The organism is Photorhabdus sp. HUG-39 (assembly GCF_963878365.1).
Lineage (GTDB): Bacteria > Pseudomonadota > Gammaproteobacteria > Enterobacterales > Enterobacteriaceae > Photorhabdus > Photorhabdus kayaii.
In genome coordinates this window covers 108299-134448 of record NZ_CAWNWY010000007.1, presented here as the reverse complement: position 1 = coordinate 134448, position 26150 = coordinate 108299, and the positions used below count along the sequence as shown (strand labels likewise).

Annotated in this window: 15 protein-coding genes and 1 tRNA gene; 4 read left to right on the top strand and 12 right to left on the bottom strand. The window is 46.1% G+C overall.

The genetic code is table 11. The features are described from left to right. The first annotated feature begins 24 nt into the window (after nucleotides 1-24). The 3 genes from AAC155_RS07065 to AAC155_RS07055 all read left to right on the top strand — a co-directional run bounded on the left by AAC155_RS07065 (nucleotide 25) and on the right by AAC155_RS07055 (nucleotide 908). Nucleotides 25-101, top strand: a tRNA-Met gene (locus AAC155_RS07065). Nucleotides 102-294: 193 nt separating this feature from the next. Further along, nucleotides 295-597: a type II toxin-antitoxin system RelE/ParE family toxin gene (locus AAC155_RS07060; protein WP_113041572.1), complete on the top strand. Its 303-nt coding sequence runs from the start codon at nucleotides 295-297 to the stop codon at nucleotides 595-597. A gap of 11 nt (nucleotides 598-608) precedes the next feature. Further along, nucleotides 609-908, top strand: a complete 300-nt coding sequence (locus AAC155_RS07055; protein ID WP_113041571.1) for a helix-turn-helix domain-containing transcriptional regulator — start codon at nucleotides 609-611, stop codon at nucleotides 906-908. Between the two features lie 76 nt (nucleotides 909-984). Here AAC155_RS07055 and amiC read toward each other — a convergent pair whose 3' ends face one another. After that, complete coding sequence (gene amiC / locus AAC155_RS07050; protein ID WP_113041570.1) at nucleotides 985-2229, bottom strand: N-acetylmuramoyl-L-alanine amidase AmiC; 1245 nt, start codon at nucleotides 2227-2229, stop codon at nucleotides 985-987. Between the two features lie 244 nt (nucleotides 2230-2473). On the opposite strand from amiC, the gene argA reads away from it, so the two are divergent. Further along, nucleotides 2474-3808, top strand: coding sequence for an amino-acid N-acetyltransferase (gene argA / locus AAC155_RS07045; RefSeq protein WP_113041569.1), 1335 nt, complete (start codon nucleotides 2474-2476; stop codon nucleotides 3806-3808). Nucleotides 3809-4027: 219 nt separating this feature from the next. Here the strand turns inward: argA and AAC155_RS07040 are convergent, their stop codons facing one another. The 11 genes from AAC155_RS07040 to ptrA all read right to left on the bottom strand — a co-directional run bounded on the left by AAC155_RS07040 (nucleotide 4028) and on the right by ptrA (nucleotide 26148). Further along, nucleotides 4028-10399: a S8 family serine peptidase gene (locus tag AAC155_RS07040; RefSeq protein WP_113041568.1), complete on the bottom strand. Its 6372-nt coding sequence runs from the start codon at nucleotides 10397-10399 to the stop codon at nucleotides 4028-4030. A 34-nt stretch (nucleotides 10400-10433) separates the two neighbouring features. Continuing rightward, nucleotides 10434-10955, bottom strand: coding sequence for a DUF5625 family protein (locus AAC155_RS07035; protein WP_113041567.1), 522 nt, complete (start codon nucleotides 10953-10955; stop codon nucleotides 10434-10436). A 48-nt stretch (nucleotides 10956-11003) separates the two neighbouring features. Next, complete coding sequence (locus AAC155_RS07030; protein WP_113041566.1) at nucleotides 11004-11525, bottom strand: DUF5625 family protein; 522 nt, start codon at nucleotides 11523-11525, stop codon at nucleotides 11004-11006. Between the two features lie 47 nt (nucleotides 11526-11572). Next, the gene (locus tag AAC155_RS07025; protein WP_113041565.1) at nucleotides 11573-12094 is read right to left on the bottom strand and encodes a DUF5625 family protein; all 522 of its coding nucleotides are present in this window, start codon (nucleotides 12092-12094) and stop codon (nucleotides 11573-11575) included. Nucleotides 12095-12141: 47 nt separating this feature from the next. Next, nucleotides 12142-12663 (bottom strand): DUF5625 family protein, encoded by a 522-nt coding sequence (locus AAC155_RS07020; RefSeq protein ID WP_113041564.1) that lies wholly within the window; start codon nucleotides 12661-12663, stop codon nucleotides 12142-12144. Nucleotides 12664-12711: 48 nt separating this feature from the next. Continuing rightward, a complete protein-coding gene (locus AAC155_RS07015; protein WP_113041563.1) occupies nucleotides 12712-13233 on the bottom strand; it encodes a DUF5625 family protein in 522 nt (173 codons plus the stop codon). 120 nt (nucleotides 13234-13353) lie between these two features. Then, the gene (locus AAC155_RS07010; protein WP_113041562.1) at nucleotides 13354-14769 is read right to left on the bottom strand and encodes an HlyD family type I secretion periplasmic adaptor subunit; all 1416 of its coding nucleotides are present in this window, start codon (nucleotides 14767-14769) and stop codon (nucleotides 13354-13356) included. Nucleotides 14770-14910: 141 nt separating this feature from the next. After that, the gene (locus AAC155_RS07005) at nucleotides 14911-17046 is read right to left on the bottom strand and encodes a type I secretion system permease/ATPase (protein WP_191214791.1); all 2136 of its coding nucleotides are present in this window, start codon (nucleotides 17044-17046) and stop codon (nucleotides 14911-14913) included. A 749-nt stretch (nucleotides 17047-17795) separates the two neighbouring features. Further along, entirely contained in the window at nucleotides 17796-19649 is a 1854-nt protein-coding gene (gene recD / locus AAC155_RS07000; protein ID WP_113041560.1) for an exodeoxyribonuclease V subunit alpha, read from the bottom strand. Beyond that, nucleotides 19649-23254 (bottom strand): exodeoxyribonuclease V subunit beta, encoded by a 3606-nt coding sequence (gene recB / locus AAC155_RS06995; RefSeq protein WP_191214793.1) that lies wholly within the window; start codon nucleotides 23252-23254, stop codon nucleotides 19649-19651. The genes recD and recB overlap by 1 nt, the downstream gene beginning before the upstream one ends. After that, nucleotides 23254-26148 carry a pitrilysin gene (ptrA, locus tag AAC155_RS06990; protein ID WP_113041558.1) on the bottom strand — a complete coding sequence of 965 codons (2895 nt, stop codon included), beginning with the start codon at nucleotides 26146-26148 and terminating at the stop codon, nucleotides 23254-23256. The genes recB and ptrA overlap by 1 nt, the downstream gene beginning before the upstream one ends. Between the last annotated feature and the right edge of the window lie 2 nt (nucleotides 26149-26150).

The following is a 26150-nucleotide window of genomic DNA, read 5'->3' as shown; positions in this document are numbered from 1 at the left end:
CGCTACTCAGAATATCTATACGGACGCGGGGTGGAGCAGCTTGGTAGCTCGTCGGGCTCATAACCCGAAGGTCGTCGGTTCAAATCCGGCCCCCGCAACCAATTCTTTATGCATTTCAGCATACAAACTCCAAAAGCAACTTCATAATGACTTTTAGATAATTTTGTCGCCATCGTATCTGCTCTCAGTTTAATGATAAATATCCACATATAGTCATTTCTGGCTTGACAGATTATCGTTTATAAACGATAACAAAGCCATGAATGAGATACGACACTATATCGACAACAACATATCGACAACAACGGACGTGATGTCTTTGAAGAATGGCGAGAACAAGTACGTGACACCAAGGCTCAAATTGCCATTGACCGACGCATTATGCGCATGGAACTGGGTAACTTTGGCGATCACAAACCCTTGTCCGAAGGTGTCTGGGAACTGCGCATTGACATAGGGCCGGGGTATCGTGTCTATTACGCCAAATCTGGCTTAACTGTAGTTCTTCTGCTCTGTGGCGGCGACAAACGTAAGCAAAACGCAGACATAGCCAAAGCATGTGAATACTGGCGTGAATGGAAGAGTAGAAACAGATAGGAGAACAAGTAATGAAAGATAGATCACACGACGACACAATGGCCGAGGTGTTCCGCAAAGACCCGGCTTACGCGATTGAGCTACTAAACAGCATCCTTGAAGATGGCGAACAAGCCGAGTTACTGATTGCCCTTCGCCAAATGACCAAGGCTTTCGGCGGAGTTCGTAACGTGGCCAAGGAAGCTGAGTTGAATCCGAACCAGCTCTATCGCACCTTGTCAGCCGAGGGCAACCCGGAAGTTAGAAGTCTAAGCGCGATTCTGCGTGTCATGGGCTTGCGCCTGGCAGTTCAACCTATCACTACCCACTAAATAGGGGGGGAGTATAGGCTAAAGGAAAATAGCCTCCTTCCCTGTTTAACAGCAAAAATTACCCATAGCGGCAAGCTCAAATTGCCAAATTACCACCATTCTTGAAATAAGCTTTGATACCCGCAAAAATTGACTCTGCGACTTGCTGCTGGAAACGTGCGGTTTTCAGTTTCCGCTCCTCTTCCAAATTGCTAATAAACGCAGTCTCTACCAGAATCGAAGGGATATCTGGTGCTTTCAGTACCGCAAATCCAGCTTGATCCACCCGATTTTTATGCAATTTATTCACTTTGCCCATACGCTTAAGCACTTCGCTACCAAATTTAAGGCTGTCATTGATTGTCGCAGTTTGTAACAAATCAAACATCGTATGATCCAGATACTTATCACCGCTTTTACTTACTCCGCCAATTTGGTCAGCTTCGTTTTGCGTCTGGGCTAGAAAACGTGCGGTATTACTGGTTGCACCTTTAGTCGAGAGTGCAAAAACCGAAGAACCACGGGCAACTCGGTTAGTAACGGCATCAGCATGAATAGAAACAAAGAGATCAGCTCGCATTTTACGCGCTTTTGCCACCCGGACTTTTAGCGGGATAAACACATCTTCATTACGGGTCATATAAACTTTCATACCCGGTTCACGCTGAATAAGCGTTTTTAATCGACGGGCAATTTGCAAAACAACGTCTTTTTCACGAGTTTTATATTTGCCAATAGCGCCAGGATCTTCCCCGCCATGTCCAGGGTCAAGCATGATAATGATCGGCCTGTCTTTACCTGCTTTACCTGACTTTGGCTTTTCCACTGGTAAATCTTCTGCTAAATGACCTTTATTGTACTCTTCAAGTAGAGCAAGTAATGGATCATCATCCGTATTAACCCTCGCTGCCGGATAAATATCCAATACCAAACGATGTTTAAATTTCGCCACTGGTTTCAAAATAAACATATGTGGGTTGACCGATTGCTTAACTTCGAACACCAAGCGAACAGTTTTAGGATTAAACTGCCCTACCCTCACCAGTTTAAGATAAGGATCACGGGATTGAATCTGCTCCCCCATCCCGCTTAGAGTGTGATTCAGTTGTACACCGTCAAGATCAACCACAATTCTATTTGGATTTTTTAACACAAACTGGCGATATTTGAGTGGAATATTGGATTCAAGAGTCACACGGGTATAACTGGATGCTGGCCAAATACGTACCGCTATAACATTTGCTGACGCTGCGTAACCCACCTGGCTAACACTAAGTAACCACATCGCTGCGGCTCCCTGCAACAAACGACGTCGTGACAGATTATGATCTGAATGACTCATCTACTTAATATTCCATTCATAAAATACAAACACTCAGGGTGATATTCACCAAAGAAACGATCGAATTAAAAACTTTAACCAATCGGCATTATGCTGTCATCAATAAACAGCATCTTATATTTTGCAAATTATTAACGTCTACAGGTATATGAAAATGTTTTTATCTGAATTGCCTCTTGCCATTTTCTCTCAAAAGGAATAAAAAAGCATAAATTACGAATAAAAATTCAATCGAGAGTCTGTTATGAAAGAACGCAGCACCGAATTAGTTGAAGGATTTCGTCATTCTGTTCCGTACATCAATGCACATCGTGGTAAAACCTTTGTTATTATGCTTGGTGGAGAGGCTATTGCTCATGAAAATTTTACCAATATTATCAACGATATAGGATTACTGCATAGTTTGGGTATCCGCCTGGTCGTCGTTTATGGCGCCAGACCTCAAATTGAACAAAATCTTGCAGACCATCATTACAAACCGATTTACCACAAACATACCCGTGTAACCGATAATAAAACATTAGAATTAGTCAAACAATCTGCTGGTTTGCTGCAACTGGATATTACCGCACGTCTTTCTATGAACCTAAATAATACTCCGTTACAAGGAGCCAATATTAGTGTTGTCAGCGGTAACTTCATTATTGCTCAACCTCTTGGCGTTGATGATGGTGTGGATTATTGCCACAGCGGAAAAATTCGCCGTATCGATGAACATGCCATAAATCGCCAATTAGACAATGGCGCAATCGTGCTAATTGGCCCTGTTGCGGTTTCTGTTACCGGAGAGAGTTTTAATCTGGCATTTGAAGATGTTGCTACTCAGTTGGCTATCAAACTACAGGCTGAAAAACTGATTGGTTTCTGTTCTACTCAAGGCGTACAAGACAAAGACGGAAAAATTCTATCGGAAATTTTTCTTAATCAAGCACCGGAACTGATTAAAGAGCAAGAAGTCAAAGGTGACTACTATTCAGGTACAGTCCGTTTTTTACGAAGTGCAGTAAAAGCTTGCCGTCGTGGCGTTCGTCGCAGCCATTTATTAAGTTATCAGGCAGATGGTTCTCTACTTCAAGAATTATTCTCCCGAGATGGTATTGGCACTCAAATAGTGATGGAAAGTGCAGAACAAATACGCCGCGCTAACATCAATGATATTGGTGGTATTCTCGAACTTATTCGCCCACTGGAACAACAAGGTATTCTGGTTCGCCGTTCAAGAGAACAACTTGAGAGAGAAATTGATAAATTCATCATTATCGAACGCGACAACCTGACTATCGCCTGTGCTGCGCTCTACCCTTATCCTGAGGAGAAAATTGGCGAAATGGCTTGTTTAGCGGTTCATCCTAAATACCGCAGCTCTTTAAGAGGTGAAGTATTACTGAATCGCATTGCGGAACACGCCAAACAGTTCGGACTAGAAAAACTGTTTGTTCTGACTACCCGCAGCATTCATTGGTTCCAAGAGCGAGGTTTTGAACCCGCAGAACTCTCAATGCTACCGATTCAGAAACAAGTGTTATATAACTATCAGCGCCGTTCTAAGATTCTTATGCTGAATTTGGAACCACAGTGATAAACCTGCAACGGACTGATAAAATAATCAATTACCCGACGTCCATCTGTTTTTAACAATTACCCCGTAAACCCTAGCCCAATTGAAGTGCGCCCCAAAAGATGAACATTTTGCCCGTCGAAAGACAGACGTCCTCATCTGGGGCGCTTACATTTAAACGGCGCGATTCACCTATTTATTATAAAGGCCCGCGATAACCATCGCGGGCCTTGTTACCGATCAGTGCCAGTTGGCTGCCAGCACAGGTTGCAGCCGCTGCTGCTCGACATCGCCGAGCATTGTGGTCGCAGGTGTCGGCGGCGCGAAGGCAGCCATCGCCTGGACAAGATTTTCGACATTACGGTCCGTCAACCGATGATCGTCACCCGCCATGATGCTACCTAGTCGTTCGGAAGAACTGGCATACCAATTATGCAGTGTGACCTCCTGCTTGCTGCCAATGACCGAAATTTGCAGATCCTGCCCTTCATGCTGGAACCACAGACGCTCAGGGCTGATGTCCTTTCCGAACACTAAATTCCCCATCTTACCACTAAATTCCAAATCGTTGTCCCCATGCCCGACTTCTACCGTCGACATAGTACCACTGGTCACAATATGGTTATTACCATCCCCGACTTTCACTTTCGACATAGTACCGCTGGTCACGATATGGTTATCACCATTCCCTACTTCCACTCGCGACATAGTACCACTAGACACTATATGGTTATTACCGTCCCCTACCTTCATTGCCGCCCTCCCTCCTGTATCAGTGATACTATTGTTACCATGTCCGACTGTTAGTTTGTCGATATCTCCGACAATGACGTTATTACCATTACCCAGCGTAATATTTGACATCGATTCTGCCACATTGACTGTATTGTCACCGTTACCCGCAACCATTTTGACGCCCACGGCTTTCACATTGACAGTCTTACTCTCGTCCCCCAAGGTAACCTCGCCAAAAGTTTTTTGGACCGTAATGGAATTAGGGTCAGTGGTCACCGGTGTAGGTTCCACTGCTGGCTCAATTTTCGGAACGTTAAGCGTTGTGCGCGGCTCAACAGGAGGAGTGCTAATCGGCTTCCGGTCAATCAGTGACATCCGGTCAACATTCTGGTCAAAACGCGACCTCAGGTCGACAAGGCCAGTGTTAATTCTGGTCGGATTCAGCTCAACAGGGGTAACTTTAATCATATCCCGGTCAATATCAATAGAAGAAATTTTAGTCAGATTCCAGTCAATAAGGGGAATGCTAACCGGCTTCCTTGGGGGAATACTAATCGGCTTCAGGTCGATAGGGGAAAGTGGTAAAGGCTTATCAACGCCAAGAGGGTCGACAATTGGTGTCAATGAACCCGGTACAGTCACCGTCGGTTTATCAAGAGATTGCGTCACCACTGGCTTGACCGTTGGGACCAAATCCGGCGTAAGCTCCGCAAAAAGGAAGTCGGCCGCATCGACCTGCGAAATATCCAGAGTATCGAGATACAGCAACTTCACGTTTGAATCAGTACCGCTGGCCCCATTAAAGACCACCTCAACGCCATGAATTTGTGACAGGCCGTTGATTGTGCCACGATGACTCTTAGCAATTGTGAGTTGGCTGAAATCAGTGACGCCGGTTTGACGCAAATCAATTTTATCTATGCCGTGACGGAACCCACGTAATGCATTCTTGTAGTCCTTGACACCCGGTTGGGCTGCCACCACAAAAACGTCTGACGCCGCACTGTCATGACTATAGATCGTTCCATTCAAGCTAAATTTCATCTGACCCTGAGCATCGCTAGTGAGCATGACGCCCTTGCCGCCGCCCTTAAGGATCACGGTTCCCAAACCTTCTTGTGGCTGGAGCGTTGAGGCGTCACTACTCGTGTAAGCCATCGGGGCGATAAAGGTGTCCTGGAACTTGAAGTTCGTCGCACCGATCCCGGCGAGTGTCTGATTTTTCAGGACAATGCTCTGCCCCTTACCCAGATCGACCTTAACATCCGCCCCCTGCTGCGTCAGCAACAGATCGGCAAACGTTTTTCCACGAAATCCTACCAGATCGATGATTTCACCACGAGCCGCCTCGAAGTTGCTGATAACATCACTGCCTGCCTCACGGCGATGGACCACAAAGAAGTCCTTACCCGCGCCTCCTGCCAGTGTGTTGTTTCCACGCCCGCCATCAAGCAATGCATCGGCATTACCAGCGACCAGCGTATCGTTGCCATCGCCGGTAACGATATTCTGAATGCTCGACGGATTCTTTATCGTCAACGCTGTGCCGCCAATGCTGGCAACACCTGTCAGCAAGTTGACTGAGGTATCCCGCGAAACAGCTGCCGCATTGAGGGTATTACGCCCTCCCGCCACGCCATTGGCTACGTCATCCAGCACCGCGCGGTTGGCCTGCCCGACCACCGATTGGATATATTCGTCGGTGTAAAAGTAAGTGTCATCCGAGGTGCTCTTACTGCCGTACAAACGTAGCGACCAGGCATTTAATGTGACCGGCAGGCCGGAATTAGCGTCGGTCATCTGTAGGGTCCAGTTGCCAGCCGAGCGTTCACCAAAATCATGGGTCGACATAAAGCTGTATTTGAACGTCCCCGATTGGCTACTCCCCAGATCGGTCGCACTCGCGCCCGGCATGCCGTCTGGAACCTTACCCTGACGATTGAGCAATATGCTCTGAGTGCCATCGGGAGAGATCAGTTTGAGCGTCAGATCACCAAGACGGCCTGCCTGGGCGTCAAAATCGATCTCGACATGCTCGACATTCAGACCGGCATTCATGGCGATGGACGACGTCAGCGTCTCACCCGCTGCCAAAGTTTTCCCCAGAGGGCCGCTGGATGCGCTATAGACGTACTCGTTGGCAGCGGTGCTTTGAGTCATCCAAGACTCGGCCAAGCGAACAGCGGCTCGCGCATCGACTTGACCAAAACCGTAATCGTTGCTGGTATGCATGCCGCCGCCATTCCAGCTATGGCTACTATTATCGCTCCATGCGGTAGATGGGTCATTGATCTTGCGAGCGGATAGAGCAAGGATCTGCTGCACATCCCGATAGCCTAAGTTCGGGTTGGCCTCAAGCATCAACGCAACGACACCGGAGACTATCGGAGCGGCAAAGCTGGTGCCTTGCATGCTGGTGTAGTCATTGCCAAAAGTTGAACCACGTTCGGTTTTCAGCATATAGCTGGTAGACACGACATTGCTGCCCGGTGCCGAAACCAACAGGCTGGCTCCCGGGTTGGAGAACGGAGAGGAGCCAATCTGCAAAGTCGACAAATCGCCCTGTGCGTTGATTGCACCGACTTCCACCGAAAAGCGGTTGTTATTGGTCAGTGACCCTTGGGCATTGCCGCCTTCTGCACGGTGGTTGCCGCCCGCCGCCACGATGACGGTACCCAATCCGCCACGACCATTGGCCGCCGCGTACTGCGCATTCATGCTCAGCGACGCGGCAGTATCTATAGAGCCGTCCTGAAAGCTGCTGAGTACGAAATCGTTGGCAAATCCCCAGCTATTGTTGGCAACGTCAAAACTGACCATATGTCCCAGTCCCGCAAGATCGGCACCGTCATTGGCCAGATAATAGCCGCCCAACGTAGCATCATGGGCAACCCCGACGCCACCTCTATTATTTTTCGCCGCGACCATCACACCCGCCACCATTGTCGCGTGGTTCGACACCACGTTCGGCAAAGTGCCATTGGTTTGTTGAGTCTGCAACCAAGCTTTGTCAACATTCGCCGCAAGGTCGGGGTGATTGACATCAAATATTTCAGGCGCGGTAGCAAACTTACCGCCCGGCTCGAACTGACCAATGCGTACCCCTTTGCCGGTGTAGTCCTTCCAGACCGGCAGAATGTTGGCATCGCTCAGATACCATTGTTGAGCAGCTAATGGATCGAGCGGGACTTCCGGGGTCAATAATGTCGCCACGGCGCGCATCGGCGCGGTTTCCCCACTGCTTAGATCGACTACCGATGCTGATGGATTACCGGCTGCGTCAGTTACACCATATTTAAAGCTAATGACACCGGTGTAATCTGCATCCGGCGTAAACAAGACATCGCCCTGGGCTGTGAGTTTGACCGTACCGCCTATCGCATCCCCAACATTGGCAATGCGCAGGGCACCCTGACTGTTAAGGTGTTGATCGTTAGCCAACAGACTTTCTGCGGCAATCAGATGTGGCTGAGTACGATCAAAAACCTTGCCGTCCTTGTCGTGAGTGAGAACATCCTCGACAGGCATCGCATTGGGTGTTTGTAAATCAACCGCCGAAATATCCGCGAAATTGAGTTTCTGGATATTTTTCAGCGTTACCGTACCGTCACGCCCGGCAACCTTGTCGGCCACCACATACCCACTGTCGGTACGGGTGATTTGATAATCGCCGTGGTTACCGTGCAGGCTGACTATGTTGATCCCGCCGTCCCCATCAATCGTAGCATTGCCGTGACCCACTTCGATCACGTCGTCACCAAAGCCTCCAAAAATCTTATCATCGCCGCCACCGGCGTGAATAATACTGCCGCCTTGGGAGGCGTAAACTGTGTCACCCTGAGGACCGGCATAGATAACCGACTTACCCGTGCCACCAACGATGGTGTTGCGCCCGCTGCCGCCGACCAGGACGTCGTTACCCATGCCACCTATCAGAGTCGAATTGCCGGAGCCCCCCTTGATAAAGACACCGTTGACACTACCGCTTATGATAGTATCGTTGCCGCTCCCACCTTCGGCGATGGTTAAACTGGCTTGACCCATGTTCAGCTCCACGCCTTGGTTACCGACAATGATCGCCGTATCGTGCCCGCCATTGCCGTGAATGTTTTTCGTATCGTCAGAAGCGCTGATAACAAAAACATCATCGCCGGTACCACCGACATAGGTATTGCTCCCTGCGCCCCCGACCAGCCAACTGCCAGTTTTTGCCGCAATCAGCGTATCATTGCCGCTGCCACCATACAGATTGCTGACTCCCAGTTGCTCCGCATTTAGGGTTTCATCTGTTTCACTCTGACTGGCGTAAGCCGTGGTTGTGATATCGTTGTGTGTGGAGGTCACTCGCGTGCCCGCTCCCTCAGTACTTAGGGTATTGCTGACGGGGTCACCGAGAAAATCGACGGCCAGCACTTCCTGAGTTTTACCATTGATAGTAAACGACCCACTGGCAACGACCTTATTCCCATCACGCACTTCTGTTTTGTTCGAAGCCCGGGCGTTTATCTGAGTAATACCCCATTCCGCCAGTGTCTTGAGTTCGCCCGCATCGACTTTTGCATCGTGGGTGCCATCAACCCAGACCCGTAATTTACTCCAGATCGGATCACGTTCATCAATCACGCCGTCTTTGTTGGCATCTTCACTGGCTAAGGCACCGAAACCCTCCTTGAATTTTTTTTCGCCAGCAGCACCGTTTATCCCAGCCTTGCCACCGTAGTATTCGGAAAACATCTGGCTGGCATTTTTTATCTGACCGCTACCATCATCGATCACCAGTATTCCCGTATTGCGATCCGCCCAGCCGCTACGCTTAAGCGTGCCACTGTTGTCCATGTCGAAAAGCACGCCGTCACGAATGTCAGTCATATGCACACCATTGCCGCTCAGATCCAATAACAGCGGGTCAACATAAGTGTTAAACGTTGTCATCGCCGACAAGCCGTTCAACGTCACAGCATTACGTAAGCCGAAATCCAGCTTACTAGTGTCCCCGGGTTGGTAGAAAGGCTTATAGAACTCTGACAGATAGGTATTAGGTCGGACATTGGGGTCAAGCTGCATTTCACCGGGACGAATACCACCGGTGGCAAGACCTGCCATCTGGGTGGAGGCAAAGTCTGTTTTATTGAGCATATCCCCGACGGCAGATATTTTATGTGTTGCAGAATTTTGTATAAACCCGTTAGCAACATCCTGCTGAGCTTTGTTTTCGCCCTGAATATGCCGCAGAGGTTTTGGCGTGGACACGATATCGATGTTAATCAATGGCTTCATCGGTAGAGTGATTTTCGTATCCTCTGGCCTAAGCCATAAACACGCTCGACCACTTTCATCGTCCAGATAATAAAAGTCACTATAACGAATATAACGACTCAAGTTGTCACGGATAATTCGACTTCCATTATTTTGCAACATATCACGCAAATGCATAGGATTATTATTAGGGAACAGTTCTCCCTTGGAACCTTTTTCGTTATAGCCAATGGCTTTTAATGATGCAAATACGAAATCCACGCAACTGTTTTTAGCCACGTTGTAATGCTTAGCATCAAATCCAACTAACGATGGGTCTTCTGAAAAAACTTTTAACCTGTTGTACTGAAATTCAGTCAATTCTACGGTGGTTTCGTAAGAAGTCTGTTGGTAGGCCGCATCATCATAAATGGTTATGTTCCCTTCACCAAGCATTTGGTCATACTTTGACTCGAAGCCAAAACTCGCTTTATTCCCGTTGCCGTCATTTAAAACATACCACATATGACCGCCAAATGAAGAATGTACGTCTCCAGCTTTGTGTTTTACTTTATCGGCCTGATAAATATATTTCGCCCCCATCGGAGCAACTTTATAGGTTACAGTATATTTCTTTTTCATACTCGTTATTTCCTTGTTTTTTTACAGATGTGAATCAAATTTTCGGATTGTAATAGGTGAACTCGGCAAAACTCTCAATGCCATTAAAAGCAGGCACATCCTCTAGGGTTGTAACAACAGCAGAGTAGCGTCCGGCGGGTAACTCTAGTATTTTAATATTGCGCGCTGCCGTATTTATCCTTCGCTCTTCGTAATAGAAAGCACGTATCCAACCATACCCCACCGCGTTTATTTCCTTGTCAAAAAAAACCTTGCCGTCTTTAACCAAACGAAGCGAAACGGGGATAACAATCCCATCATGATCAAGATTCCCGAACAACTTAAATCGCCTTTCCATTTCATCAAAACCACGCCCAGTCGCAAACAGCAGGGCAAATTGATAATTTCCTTCCTTGCTGATTTCAAAATCAAATTTAACTGATTGACCAGACTGTGTCACATCAATCGGTTTGTATATATCAATGTACTTAGAGCAGGCCATTAATAATGTACAGCTCATAAAAATAATAATATTTCGCCAATTTTTAAACCTTTCATATATACGTAATAATTTCATTTCTTCACTCCAAATTTTGATATTTCCTTTGTTTATACTGATACCATTTTAAATCTTCGGATCGTAATAGGTGAATCCAACAAAACTCTCGATGCCATTAAAAGCGGGAGCATTCTTCAAGGTGGTAATAACCACAGAATAACTCCCGGGGGGTAGTGAAAATGTCTTAATTTCTCGCACCGCCGTATTTATCCTTCTCTCTTCGTAATAGAAAACCTGTCCCCCATCGTATCCCCTAGCATTTATTTTTTTGTCAAAAAAAATCTCGCCATCTTTAACGATATGGAGTGAAACAGGGATAATTACTCCATCTTTATCAGCTCTCCCAAAAAACTTAAACCGCCTTTCCATTTCATCATAACCCTCCCCAGTTTCAAACAGTAAGGTGAACTGATAATTACCTTCCTTGCTGAGTTCAAAATCAATTTTGACTGATTGACCAGACTTCGATACGTCAATAGGTCTGTATATATCCATGTGCCTAGAGCAGGACATTAATAAGGTTAAGATCATAAAAACAATAATATTTCGCCAATTTTTAAACCTTTTATATATACGTAATAATTTCATTTCTTCACTCCAAATTTTGTTATTTCTCTTTGTTTTTTCTACATAAATTAAATCTTCGGATCGTAATAGGTGAATTCAACAAAACTCTCTATGCCATTAAAATCAGGGACATCTTCCAGGGTGGTAATTACCGCAGAGTAGCGTCCGGGAGGTAATGAAAATGTTTTAATTTCTCTCACAGCCGTATTTATACTTCTCTCTTCGTAGTTGAAGACACGCCCTCCTTCGTACCCTGCAGCGTTTATTTTCTTATCAAAAAAAATCTTGCCATCTTTAACGATATAGAGTGAAACAGGGATTATTACTCCATCTTTATCAGCTCTCCCAAAAAACTTAAACCGCCTTTCCATTTCATCATAACCCTCCCCAGTTTCAAACAGTAAGGCAAACTGATAATTACCTTCCTTGCTGAGTTCAAAATCAATTTTGACTGATTGATCAGACTTCGATACGTCAATCGGTCTATATATATCCATGTGCCTAGAACAGGACATTAATAAGGTTAAGCTCATAAAAATAATAATGTTTCGCCAGTTTTTGAACCTTTCATGTATACATAATACTTTCATTTCTTCACTCCAAATTTTGTTATTTCTCTTTGTTTTTTCTACATAAATTAAATCTTCGGATCGTAATAGGTGAATTCAACAAAACTCTCAATTCCATCAAATTCAGGGACATCTTCCAGAGTAGTAATGACAGCAGAGTAACGTCCGGGGGGTAACGAAAATGTTTTAATTTCTCGCACCGCCGTAGTTACCGTTCTTTCTTCGTAATCAAAGGAGTGCCCCCCATCGTATCCCCCTGCGTTTATTTTTTCGTCAAAAAAAACCTGACCGTTTCTAACCAGATGAAGAGAAACGGGAGTTGTCACCCCGTCATCATAAATACTCCCAAATAACTCATCTCGCCTGTTCATTTCATCATGACCATGCCCTCTAGCAAACAGCAGAGCAAACTGATAATCTCCCTTCTTGCTGATTTCAAAATCAATTTTGACTGACTGGTCAGAATGCGACACATCAATCGGTCTGTATATATTAATGTGCTCAGAACATGCCATTAATAAAATACAACTCATAAAAACAATAATTCTTTGCCAGTTTTTAAATCTTTCATGTATACGTAATAATTTCATTTCGTCACTCCAAATTTTTATATTTCCTTTGTTTATACTGATACCATTTTAAATTTTCGGATTGTAATAGGTGAACTCGACAAAACTCTCAATTCCATTAAAATCAGGCACATCCTCCAGGGTGGTAATTACCGCAGAGTAGCGTCCGGGAGGTAATGAAAATGTTTTAATTTCTCTCACAGCCGTATTTATACTTCTCTCTTCGTAATTGAAGACACGCCCTCCTTCGGACCCTGAAGCGTTTATTTTCTTATCAAAAAAAATCTCGCCATCTTTAACGATATGGAGTGAAACAGGGATTATTACTCCATCTTTATCAGCTCTCCCAAAAAACTTAAACCGCCTTGCCATTTCATCATGACCCTCCCCAGTTTCAAACAATAAGGCAAACTGATAATTACCTTCCTTGCTGATTTCAAAATCAATTTTGACTGATTGACCAGACTTCGATACGTCAATAGGTCTGTATATATCAATGAACTTAGAGCAGGCCATTAATAAGGTGCAACTCATGAAAACAATAATATTTCGCCAGTTTTTGAACCTTTCGTGTATACGTAATACTTTCATTTCATCACTCCAAATAAAGCAAGGCTGCGAAAAACATTAACGGTCATTTATCTCAAACCCGGAAAACGGTGAATATAGCGAGCCGGGTTCACAGAGCTGTTCTTACGACCCGCCGTTTTCTCACCGTTCTCTCAGACTTTCATCTATATGTTGCTGCAATGGACTCAAGAAATAATCGATCACGCGACGTTGATCGGTTTTTATTTCTGCCGTGATCGACATACCCGGAGACAGTGGGACTCGCTGACCATTGACCATCACGTGATCAGACTTCAAGCGAATGCGACTGCTATAGATGAGCCCATGCTTTTCGTCCTCGATGGCGTCGTTCGACACGTTGAGCACTTCGCCGTCAACGGTGCCGTACTTGGTGAAAGTAAAAGTTTCCACCTTGACGGTAACCGGTTGACCAACATGGACAAAACCCACATCCTTGTTTTCCAGCCTGGCCTCCACTTCTACCGATTGGTCTGCGGGGACGATGACCATCAGCGGCTGAGCGGGTGTCACCACACCACCGACAGTATGGATAGCGAGTTGTTGAACTGTGCCGGCCACCGGAGCTTTGAGGCTGGTCAAGGTTTCCTGATAGCGGGCCTTCGCCAGCTCCTGAACCAGGGTCGCTGCTTTTTTGTTGGCTTCCTGTTGCAGGTCGAGCATGGCGCGGCGATTTTGCGCAACAACAGCCTCACGCCGACGTCGCGCCTCGTCCTGAGCGGCGGCGTGCTGCAAGACACTGGCCTGCTGTACGCTTAACTGACGTTGCAGATCCAGTCGCGTCTGCTCTTTTTCCAGATATTCATGCCGCGACACATACTGTTTCTTCAATAACCGTTGGTAATCCTCGGCCAATCGTGTCGCAATCGGCAGCGTTTTTCGCAGACTAGCCACCTGGGCCTGGGCAGACTGGATTTCGGCGCTGCGTTGGAGGATTTCTGCATCCACCAACTCCAGGTTGCTGCGGTATTCCTGATATTGTCCTTGAAGCCAGCGTTGGGCACTGAGTACCTGCTCAGGGTTGGCGTTGTCAATCGTTCCTACCAGCGACGCCGGCGACTTTTGTTGATTGATCGCGTCAAGCATGGCGGCACTCCGCGCACTGTCGATACGAGCAGCCAGCAGCTCGCTCTGGATCCGGCTGACATCGGCGCTCGCCGCCGTCGGGTCGAGCTCAACCAACAACTCGCCAACTTTCACCGACTGGCCGTCATTGACGTGGATCGCTCTGACCACCGCCGTTTCACTGGATTGAATCAACTTGGTCTTGCCATTGGGAACGACCTTTCCCGGGGCGATAGCCACGACCTCGATTTTGCCGATGTAGGCCCAGAGCAACGCCAATACAGCAAAACCCAGAATGGTCCAGGTGAAAACTCTCGGTGCTGGGTGAACCGGTGTTTCCTGCAACTCTAAAGCCGTCGGTAAAAACTGTAATTCATGAGCCAGTCGCGGCGACACGTCCATGTTTTTACGTTGGTGCCAAGACTCACGCCACGCGTGACGATAACGCTGCAATAAGGAAAGGGTAGCGCTCATTTGAAATTATTTTCCTTGAATCGGAGTATGTTTATCTTGGTCACATCTGCCTCTGATGGTGTTATTAACCATTGATTATGTTATTAACCATTGATTGCGTGATTAGCCGTTTTGATCGTACTTTCCAGAAATGGAAGCCTGTCATCCCTGCTGCATTCGATGCAGTCGTGAATAGTGGCCGTCCTGACGTGCCAGTAACTCGGCGTGGGTGCCCTGTTCAACGATCTGCCCGCGATCCATCACAAGGATACGATGCGCGTCGCGTACAGCGGACAACCGATGAGCGATAATGATGACCGTGCGCCCCTTGCAAATGCTTTGCATGTTCTGCTGAACCACCCGCTCAGACTCGTAGTCCAGCGCACTGGTCGCTTCGTCGAAAATCAAAATGCGAGGATTGCCGATCAAGGCGCGGGCAATGGCTACCCGTTGCCGTTGACCGCCTGAAAGTGACGCGCCGTGTTCTCCCACAATGGTGTCGTAACCTTCGGGCAGTTCAAGGATGAATTCATGAGCTCCAGCCATGCGGGCGGCGTGCATGACCACTTCGAGCGGCGCACCCGGATCGCTCAAGGCAATGTTTTCGCGAATGCTGCGGTTGAATAGCATATTGTCCTGCAACACCACGCCGATCTGCCGGCGCAGCGAGGACACATCAGCCAATGCCAAGTCCATGCCATCGACCATGACCCGTCCGCGCTCCGGAACATAGAGCCGCTGCAACAAGCGGGTCAGAGTGCTTTTGCCGGAACCGGAGCGGCCCACCACACCAATGATTTCTCCCGCGCCAATGACCAGATTGACGCCGCGCAGCACCTCAGAACCATCAGCCCGATAACGAAAATGCACCTGTTCGAACTCTACCTGCCCCTTGAGCGGCGGTACTGTGCTACGTGTAGCCTGAGACAATTCCGTACGGGAATTGAGGATATCTCCCAGGCGCTGCACTGAGACCCCGGTCTGCTGGAAGCTGGTCCACAGTTGCGCCAAACGCATGATAGGGCCGCTGACACGGCCAGCCAGCATATTGAATGCTATCAGTTCCCCCACCGATAGCTGCCCGTCTATCACGAGGCGGGCACCGAGCCAGAGTGTGGCAACCGTCACTAACTTGCCGATAAGCGAGACGCTTTCATTGGCGATAGTGGATAAGGTCTGTGTTTTGAAACCGGCGGCAACATAAGCCGCCAGTTGGTTGTCCCACTTGCGGATGGCCTGCGGTTCAACCGCCATTGACTTTAGGGTATCAATGCCATTGACCGTTTCGACAAGGAATGCTTGGTTCTCGGCATTGCGTGTGAAGCTATCCTGTAATCGCTTACGCAAGAGAGGCGTAACCAACACCGAGACGAGTGCATAGAGCGGCAATGATAACACCACAACGAGGGTCAACCAGCCGCTGTAATAGAACATCACGAGGATGAACACCAGAGAAAAAAGCACGTCGAGCATCAGGGTAATGGCGTTGCCGGTAAGAAAACTGCGGATGTTTTCCAGTTCGCGTACACGAGCCACAGAATCACCGACTCTCCTGGCCTGGAAGTAAGCCAGCGGCAGATTAATCAAGTGCCGAAACAGACTCGATCCCAACTGCACATCAATACGGCTGGTCGTATGGGCAAACACATAGCTACGCAGACCGCTCAGAGCCGACTCGAACAGCATGATGCCCAGCAATCCCGCCGCGACCACATCCAGTGTGGTTAGGCCGTGGTGCACCAGTACTTTGTCCATGACCACCTGAAAGAACAGCGGAGTCACCAAGGCAAACAACTGCAAGGCAAAAGACCCCAGCAAAACTTCACCCAACAACTTGCGGTATTTGACGATAGCCGGGATAAACCAAGTGAAGTCAAAACGAGAAGTCTCTCCAGACAGACTGTTACTGGAACGCACGAGCACCAATTGCCCTGTCCAACGCTGCTCAAGTTGCTCGAAGCTGATAACTTCTGGGCGAGCCGAACGTGGGTCCTGAATCAGAGCCTGCTCTTTATCCAGCTTAGCCAAAATAAAAAACTTCCCATCTCGGTCAATAGCAATAGCGGGCAAGGGAGTATGTTCAAGTCTGGCAAGTGTTGTGTGTACAGCCTTGGCTTTTAGCCCTGAATGACGAGCAGCCAGCAGCAGCTCTTTCAGGGTAAGACCTTGGCTGGAAGTGGAAAATTCGTGTGAAAGTTGTTCAGTCGATATAGCGATGTTGTGAAACCTAGCCAACATAGCCAGGCAAATCAGGCCGGTGTCCAGCTCCGGGGAAGAATGGGGTGACTCAGTACTCATTTCATTATCCTGCATCAGACAACTTAATCCTTAAATCAAAAATCTGGATATTCATCTCACCCCTAGCAAGCTATCCAGACATATCCGCAATTCCGCAATCCGTTTAGTAAACAAATCACAATTCATATAATTAGGCGTTTATATCATCAAATAATAATAAATTTCATTTAATATATTCACAAAGTGTGACATTAACCACACAATAATATTAAAATTTATTAAATTTATAATTTTATTGTTTACATTTATAACAAAATATAAACATCAACAATTTGATTCAGTCATTGCAACTATTTTTGAATCTTTTGAATCGGTGAAATTAAGATATCGATCAGTATGTAGCCACCACGATGAAACTACTCGGCATTGCTGACTGAACGATTACGGCTCACAATCAATCAACATGAAGGACTAAGAAAAGATATTTCAATTGTAAAATAACCAAAATTTGGCATATGGGCAGTTTTAATATAAATTTATCTTGCATATATCAATATAATATATAACTCACTGTACGAGAATTTTTCAATCACCCAATCGAGAACTTTTTACAAAAATAAAAAGGCATATTTACCGAAGTCAGTACAGCCAATCAGAAAGCTCATTAAAGGTATTAATGACTTTCTTATCAGGCTTAAAAATCCCAAACCAACATCTGCGCAAACAATGATCAAAAAACGTCAGAGAAGAGATGACCACATCATTAATATATAAATTTTTCTACACCAGTTAGTCTATCAGAACAAGCTCTAATCCACCTGTAAGCTAAGCCGCTCTGCTAACCCGCTTCGCCTTTGAGTTGGCGTCTGGATTGCCTGACGCAATACCGCTTCATGTGCATAAAGCGTCAGTTTTTCTCTGGCGCGGGTTATCGCTGTATAGACTAGTTCACGGCTGACAACCGGCACAAACTGCGTTGGCAATACTAAAGCTGTATGGTCAAATTCTGAACCTTGTGATTTATGTACGGTCATCACATATGCAGTTTCATGTTGTGGTAAACGACTTGGCTGGATTCCTTTAATCTGTCCATCAGGCAACTGAAAATAAGCGCGCAGTTCATGATTTTCGTCTCTGAGCATAATACCGATATCACCATTAAACAGGCCCAGTGTGCTGTCATTACGCGATATCATGATGGGGCGGCCTGCATAACCACGGCTGAAAGTCCCGACTGGGCGACGAATAAGCCCCTGACGATGCAATAGCTGTTCTATACGCTCATTAAGCCCAGTGACACCAAATGGCCCTTCTCTAAGTGCGCACAACAAACGATAGCGGTTAAATTCATCTAAAATCTCTTTGACAGGCGCCTGCTTTGCCACCAGACACAAGTAAGCGTGATAACCCGATACCGTTTCTGTCAGCAACCGCTGATAATCTTCATCGTCGGACAATGGGTAAAAACAGATATCCTTCAACGGTTGCTGCAAAATAGAGAGAGCTTGCCGACTCTTTCCTTGATTAACGGCCGCAGCCAACTGACCAATTCCAGAATCTACATTAAAGCGGTAACTTTTGCGTAAAAGACACAAATGTTCACGAACCTCTGGAATATTTTGCTGCTCACCCGCAACTAACCGACATCCTGTCAATCTGCTTAGCTGTTGTGCCCTCGTTATGCTGTATCCCAGTTCAGCAAAACGGCAAATATCGCCCAACACCGCGCCTGCTTCCACTGATGCCAATTGATCTCGGTCACCCAGCAGGACAATTTTCGCTTTCGGTGGCAATGCATCAATCAACCTAGCCATCATGGGTAAATCCACCATTGAGGCTTCATCCACCACCAGCACATCCAGACTCAGTGGATTATCTCGGTCATAGCGTAATCGCTGGCTATCAGGCTGCGCTCCTAGCAAGCGATGAATCGTCTGCGCCTGATCGGGCATACATGCAAACTGTTCCGCCGTCAGCGGCAATTTTCTGACCGCACTATTAAGAGATTCGGTCAATCTGGCGGCTGCCTTTCCTGTCGGAGCCGCCAGTTGGATAACCCGTTTTTTATCAGGTTCAAGTTTAATTAAGGCAGCCAACAGCTTAGCAACAGTAGTGGTTTTCCCTGTTCCTGGTCCGCCAGAGATAACCGAAATTCTGCTAGTCACCGCGACAGCCGCAGCCACTTTTTGCCAGTCCACCATTTCCTCAGACAGCATGAATAATTCATCTAAAACAGCTCTCAGTTGCTGTTCCTGAATATTATCGATTGGTTGATTACCGGAAAAGAAAGCGGCCACCTGGCATTCGCTTTGCCACATTCTCTGCAAATAAAGCCGGTCATGGGAAAGTACAACCGGCGTTGGTTGAAAGCCGTCACTAACCGCAGCACAATTTTCCAGCGCTATCAGCAAACTCTGCTCATCAGGTTTTCTCGCAACCCGCCACAACTGCTCTGCAAATTCACGATGTCGCCCATCAAAAAAATATTCAGGTGTTATCCGATTAACCGGCAGGCAAACATGCCCGGCACCAGTTTCAGCACTCAACAGCACCATCACCAACAACAAAACAGGATCTTTATTTTCAATCAATGCATGAGCAAACTGTAAGTCCAATGAACGCAAAAGCCTGAGGTTTACTGCCTGTTGTAATAACGAAATCATCAACTTTTCTCTTTCTCCGACTGTTCATTTCCACTGAAAAGCAGATCCAAAGCATCAACAAATTCAACCGATGGCCGACAACTGAAAATACCATTCCCCGGCTGTCGTTTATCTATTCCTCTCAGAAACAGATAAATCACTCCGCCGAAATGTTGTTGATAATCATAATTAACTAATCTGTGACGCAAGTAGCGATGCAGTGCCAGTGTATAAAGCTGATATTGCAGATCATAGCGATGCTCAATCATGGCTATTTCCATTGCCTGGCGGGTATAAAACTGGCTCTCCTCTCCCAACCAGTTTGATTTGTAATCCAGCACGTAGAATTTGCCTTGCCAACAGAAGACCAAATCAATAAACCCTTTCAACATTCCTTTCACCTGCTGAAATTCCAGTTGGGGGCAACGAGCAGAAATCGGATCATAACGACGCATCAGTGTATCCAATGTCTGAGATCGCAAAAGTTGCTCAACCGGCAGATAAAACTGCATTTCATCCTGTTGATGATGCAGCGGAATTTCTGCCAGTTGCACGCCTTCATCATTCAATGGAATGGTAAAAATATCGACCATCCATTGCTGTAATGTCCCACTCCAGCGTTCATCAAATCCGGCTGATTGCAGTTGTTCTACCAACCATTTCTCATCAGGTAATTGGCTGAAATTAAGTTCTTCTAAAATAGCGTGTAAAAAAGTCCCCGCGGAAGCTCCCCGAGGGAATGTATGGGGTGTCATTTCAGGTTGTTCTGCTAACTGCTTTTCACCACTAGCATCAACATCAAGCTTTGGCGCAATAGACTGGACAATTACGTCAATAGATTCTTCTCCAGCAAAATAAGCGGAAGCACTGCCACGATGAACCATAGAGTTCCGTAAACCAGAATAACTGGTAATACGCCAATCATCCTGGACTCTGCGTTTAAATTGCCTGGCCGACAGGACTAAATCATTTTTACTTGGCGACTGCCAAGGATGATAGTCAGTATCATTGATTAACGATACAACGATGCCATCCCCGCTTAATTCTTTAAGTGATGTCGCCAGAAAATCAGCATCCCCTTTAACTCCCTTTTGCAACAGGTAACCCAGAGCACACTGATGCAGATCAGTATCCCCGATCTTTTTTTTATTGCCTTTTACCAGCGGAGCCACGCCGACACTGCAATGGTAAACAGAACGCGTCAATGCGACATAGAGTAAACGCAAATCCTCTGCCAATCGCTCTTGTTCTGCCAGCTCAATCGCCTCGTCGTCAGGAAAGATATTGAGGCAAGCATTAAAGCTTGTCCGATCATGATATATCGCCTGCTTCTGCTCCCGGAAATTACAGACAAATGGCAGCCATACCAGCGGATATTCCAGACCTTTAGATTTATGGATAGTGCAAATTTTCACCAAATGACGATCGCTTTCCAGCCGCATCTGCTGGCTTTCAGATTGTGGATCAGGATGAGAAATTTGCTGAGCCAGCCAGCGAGTGACTGCATGTTCACTATCAAGTTGTAAAGATATTTCCTGCAACAACTCACCAATATGCATCACATCCGTCAAACGCCGTTCACCGTCATAACTGGCAAGCAAATTCTCAGCAATATGATGGTTGGCGATTACCGCTCGTAACATAGGTAACACACCACGGCGTTGCCACAGACGGAAGTAACCATCAAATTCATCAACTAACTGATCCCATGTCTTTTCATCATGATTCAACATGTCTATCTGCCTGGCAGTTAGACCAAATAAACCACTCGCCAACGCACTTCTCAAAACCCGTTCTTTTTCCGGTGATAACACCGCTTGTAATAACCAGAGAATATCCTTGGCTTCCGCGGTAGCAAATACACTTTCTCGGTTAGAAAGAAATACAGAAGGAATAGACAACAGGTTAAGTGCATTACGGATCAGTGTAGCTTCCTTTCTGCTACGCACCAAAACCGTAATATCAGCAGCCGTCACAGGTCGAGAACCTTCACTTTTATGTAATAAAGCCCGCCCTTCATTACCTGCCTGCAACCAATCACGAATTTGCGCAGCACAGAGCCGTGACATCGTTTGCTCATAATCTCCAGTAGAAACACCTTCTCCTGGTTGTAACCAGAAATTTAATGCAGCCTGTCCTTCGCCGTCATAACGAAAAGAGAGTCCTCGATTTTTCTCTGCCGCGGAAACCTCAATAAAAGGGATCTGCTCAAACAAAAATGGGTTTTCCGAACGCATAAATAGCTTATTTACTGCCTGTACCATTGAATAGGCTGAGCGCCAGTTTGTTTCCAGAGTATAGTGAGCACTTACCTGAGAACGGGCACGAATATAAGTGAAAATATCTGCGCCGCGAAATGCATAAATAGCTTGTTTAGGATCGCCGATAAACAACAACCCATTTTCAGACTGACTGCCATAGATGGTATGAAAAATCCGATATTGCTGTGGGTCGGTATCCTGAAATTCGTCGATCAACGCAACCGGATAGCGTCGGCGAATTGTCTCAGCAAGCAAATCACTGCCAGGGCCTCTCAGAGCATCATCTAGACGGGTTAATAAATCATCAAATCCCATCTGACCACGCGTTAATTTTTCCTGACAGATTGATTGGCGAATCTCAATAATAGCCTTGGAGATAATCAAATCACGTAAAGTAAGTGGTTGCTTATATAAATCATCTATCGCAACAAAAAGTGAATGTTCAGGCACCTCACCTTTTTTTGTCTTTTCTGCCAATACCGACTGTCGGAATTTTTCCAATGCTTTTGGCAACAGATAATCCTCTGTAGGCGCTTGAGCCCAATCCGAGACACTATTCAACCAATTTGGTAAGTGCTTACTACTGTAACTTCTTTTATCAACACCAGAGCCCGCAATTAAATCGTGCAATTCTCCAGCAACTTCATTCCATTGGTATTTAACATCGCTGATCAACTGGATAATTTTTTCATGGCGACTTAACAACGTTTCATCACTGTCCGGCGCATTAACAATATATGGCATATCCCCTTGTAAATAAGGATGTAATTCAGCCATCAGAGCTTCCGGCCCACTCCACTCCTGACTGATTACCTGTGCCATTGATAACGGCAATGGATAACAATGGCGCCGCCAGAAATCGGCACACCCCTGTCGTTCTAATGGCTGTTGATCCTGAATTAATGTCTGTTCAAACAAGATCCCAGCTTCAAAAGCATTATGCGCCAACATCCTCTGACAAAAACCATGAATGGTATAAATCGCGGCTTCATCCATTTGCCGCTCTGCGGCCAGTAACCAGATAGCCGCCCTCCCTTTATCTGGGATTTCATCCAATAGCTGTTGATAGGCTGGTTCTGCATCTTCTACTTCGTTTCGAATACAAGCGAGGCGAAGTTTATGAATATTTTCACGGATACGCCCACGTAACTCATTTGTTGCTGCCTCAGTAAAAGTAACCACCAGAATCTCTTCCACTCTCAAAGGTCGTGAAAAAGCGGCATCTTTCCCCAGTCCAAGTAAAAGACGCAAATATAAGATACCGATAGTGTAGGTTTTACCCGTCCCGGCCGATGCTTCGATCAGCCGCTGACCATTCAGCGGCAGAGTTAATACATTAAGCCTGTGAACAGATATCTCTGTGATCACTGCTCTCTCACCTCAACAGGCAACCGTTTCTGAAATTCAGTCACATTCTGATAGGTTTTCCAACCTTTCAATTTCGCATATCCATCCAAGTTTCCTGATTTACCAATCACTTGTGAAATTAATGACAGCCCCCGATGTTTGATTACCGCATTCCGATAGAAATTAATCAGTTGCTGCTGTGTAGTTTTCTTTAGAATCTCAAGCATTTTATCTCTGCTATCAAAATTAAAGTTATTGCGACTGAAATCACCAGAGAAGCGAGCAACTTCGGCATAGAAAGTTTGTGGCGGTTGCTGCTTTTCATTAATCAGCGCATTCTTGTACTGTTCAAAATCAGCTTGAGACATTGCTTTCAATTTATTACCAGCGTTCTGATAGAAATCTTGATAACGCTGATTCAAATATTTTGGTTGCTTACTATTACTTTGTAACAGGAACCCCAACCCCCACTGTTCCCCCACACTGGTATTGAAAGCAAACACCGCATACCCCAGTTGCTCTGTTGTTCTTAATTGATCATAGAACCACGGTTGGAGCATATTGCTCAACAAACTAGAATAAACATAACCTTCTATACGGTTATAACCTGTCGGAATATAAACCTCTGCTAAAGCACCATCTGTGCTGCTGCCAACACGCTGGAAATTAACCGGGTAATTTTTATCAATCACCACCTTATTCCCAATCCACCAGCCTGTTCCTTGATTAGCCAGTTGGTTATGGGCAGATTCAGCAATCACTTTGCTCTGCTGTTCGGTCAAGTTCCCAATGATCATCATCTGCAAGGCAGCGTTTTTTATCATTTCATGACGATACGTAACAATATCCTGAACCGTGATAGTCTCCAGCGCTTCCAGGCGAGTGGATTGTTCAGTGTAAGGCACCACAGAAAGGCGCTTCAATGGCTGCATAGCCATGTCATAAGCTTTAGCGTTATTAGAAACCGCTATCTGCTCACGATACCAGGACTTAGCCTGTGCCAGTTGCTCCTCAGTTGGCGTGAATGTCATGTAATTACTGATTAAAGAGGTTAAAAGCGCTGGCAGATTCTGAGTGTAACCACTTACTCCCAATTGCAGCCCCTGGGATGAACCCGTAGAAATATTCATTCCTGCAACAGAAGCCTGATAACTAAGCTGGTCAAGGGAAAGCCCTGCCAAATAATCAAGTAAAGAGGAAGTGACCTGCTCACGAGCGCTATTCAAACCTTCTGCGTTGTGCAAATCAAGCGTAATGCTGGCTTTAGGCTCATCAGCAAAATATTGGCTCGGCATGTAGAACAGGCGGACATTCTGCTGTTCAAGGATCATTTCTGGATGTTTTTGACTTTTACCGGCTTTTATCAGCTTCAAATCATCAGGAATATAAGGATTTGGTGCGGGCAGAGAAAAGCTCATCTGCTCCTCTAATTGCAGCCATTTAACTCGTTGCTGCAATGTAATTCGATCAACCTGATAAGGCGCCTGAACAAAATAAGCCTGTTTATTGTGCGGCTCTTTTGGGCTGATATACCAGATACGCACATTTTCAGGAGTCAACTCATCAAGTCGGCTGGCAATAGCTTGCGGGTTATAGTCATCAGCCAGATAACCGGCATTAAGTACATTGGAAACAGGAACCCACAACATAGCATCCGATAACCATTCGATATAATGCATATTACGAACAATAGAGCCATACTGGAACGATAGATTCAAAACCTTCGCGATTTCATCAAAATAACTTTTCTGAATACCTTTCTGTTTCAATAAATTAATATAAGCAAAAATAGCCGCAACAATCTGATCCCGTTGTGCAAGCCCTTTGTCTGTCAACGTCACATAAATAAAAAAGATGCCTTTGTTGCGATCAACCATAGGTTCCGCGCCAGCACTGATACTTTCTGCCAACCCTTGAGTTTGCAGCCAATCTGATAATGTATTCAGGCTACGGTTGCTTATCATATAACCGAGATATTCATCAGTTTTACTGCGGAAATCAGTACTGTTATTGTCAATACTGAACTCCAATTGCAATGCCTTCTGCGGTTGGGCAGGAACATAATGGATGATAATCCCTTTCTCTTTTTCCGTTACTGCCGGCACAGTAATCACCGGCACGCTCGCTTTTCTATCCGGTATCCGGCCAAAAGTATCAACAGCAATTTGAGTCAGTTTATCAATAGGCTGATTACCGTAAATGACACCTTTCATCAGGTTGGCCGAATAATAACGCTGATAGAAATCCACTAGTTCTGTCTGTAATTTACTCCCCGGTTTATCTTTCAATGTTTCTAGATTACCACCAGAAAAACGGGCATTAGGATGTTTAGGATTCAAGGTTTCTGCCCGTATTTGAGCAACCCGCATCCCATCACGCGAACGCGCCATTGTCAGCTCTGCATTAACAGCGTTTCGCTCCCGATCTGCGTTCACTGGGTCAAGTAACGGCTCAGCCAGTGCATCAGCCAGACGATCTGTGGCTTGAGCTAACGCTTCATTTTCTACTTCAAGATAAAAAGCCGTGCGGTAAGAAGCCGTGCTGGCATTATAGCTACCACCATGTTTTTGCAAAAATTCAGATAAATCACCTGATTGTGGATAATGTTCAGATCCCATCAGAACCATATGTTCCAGATAATGTGCAAGACCGAGCTGGCTGTCAGGGTTTTCCATACTACCAACCGGAATTGCTACCGCTGCCAGAGATTTGGTTGCTTTCTCATCAGATACCAGCAAGACCGTCATATTGTTTGCCAGTTTGATTCCCTGATACTGACGATGATCACTCTCGCTTTTATAAATTGTCTCTTGCAGTAGCTGCCACTGTAGTTGTGGTGATTGCGCATAACTCGTCGTTCCCCAAAAAAGCAGGAACATCACAGTAATCATGCGAACAAAATGTTTATGCATTA